This window comes from Candidatus Paracaedibacter symbiosus (assembly GCF_000757605.1).
Lineage (GTDB): Bacteria > Pseudomonadota > Alphaproteobacteria > Paracaedibacterales > Paracaedibacteraceae > Paracaedibacter_A > Paracaedibacter_A symbiosus.
In genome coordinates, this window is sequence record NZ_JQAK01000027.1 from 1 (window position 1) to 988 (window position 988).

Consider the following 988-nt stretch of genomic DNA (forward strand, 5'->3'; position numbering starts at 1 on the left):
CTTGCGACAGCAGAAGCAAGAGCAATTGAATCTGTTTCACTCACCATTGCCAAGGGAAATCCTCAGGCAGTTAACTATTTTGTTGCTCAAAATATATTGACGCCTTACAAACAATTGGGGCTGCTGAGAATCAAAAAATATTATTCTTACCCTTAGAGGCTACAAGTGTTATTGGGGCTATAGGGGGAATTAGCGAGATTGCAAAAGAAGCCTTTGGTTCAAATACTTCAAAGAAAAAGGAAATTTAAGAGTGGCTTTTCTCTATAAAGTCACAGTATGGCATTGGTGGACCTTAGGGGTTATATTTTTAATACTTGAGCTAACAGTTCCTGGTGCTTTCTTTTTATGGCTCGCAATCTCAGCAGGAATCATAGGAGTTTTGATCTGGATCCTACCGGCTTTGAGTTTAATTTATCAATTGTTATTATTTTCAACCATTTCAGTTGCTTCAGTTACGCTTTATTTGCGCTTCAGATCTAGAACTCAAAATTCTTCAGACTCTCCGATATTAAATCGACGCGCCGATCAGTATATTGGACATGTCTTTACGTTAGAGAATGCCCTTGAAAATGGACAAGGAAAAATTCAATTGGGAGATACAATTTGGAGCATTAAAGGACCAAACTGCAACAAAGGGACAAGAGTTAAGATCGTATCTGCCGAAGGTAGTATATTGCAAGTAGAAATTTTATAAATTAAAGTCTAACATTTATCGTATTTTTTTTAAAGAACGAACCAGAGCAGGTTCTTCTTCTGTTTTTGCTGTAGGTGCTGCTGATTGGTAATCATAAAAACCACTGGGTTTTTTAATTTTCCGAGCTTCTCTAATTTCTTTTTCAAGCTGTTGCGAGATGCTTTCACCTCGATCAAGAAGAAATACAAGTTCATCCTTTAATACGGATGCTTTATGGCGCTGCTCGATAAGTGTTTTAAAACTGTATCTTTCAATTCTTTAAGTTCCCTTATAGTGAGCTCTGCGCGGTTTAAC

The 988-nt window shown here is 37.2% G+C and carries 1 protein-coding gene; it reads left to right on the forward strand.

Translation table 11 applies throughout. The annotated features are described in order from the left end of the window. The first annotated feature begins 250 nt into the window (after positions 1 to 250). Positions 251 to 694 carry an NfeD family protein gene (locus tag IG80_RS0111860; protein ID WP_032114237.1) on the forward strand — a complete coding sequence of 148 codons (444 nt, stop codon included), beginning with the start codon at positions 251 to 253 and terminating at the stop codon, positions 692 to 694. Positions 695 to 988 lie beyond the last annotated feature (294 nt).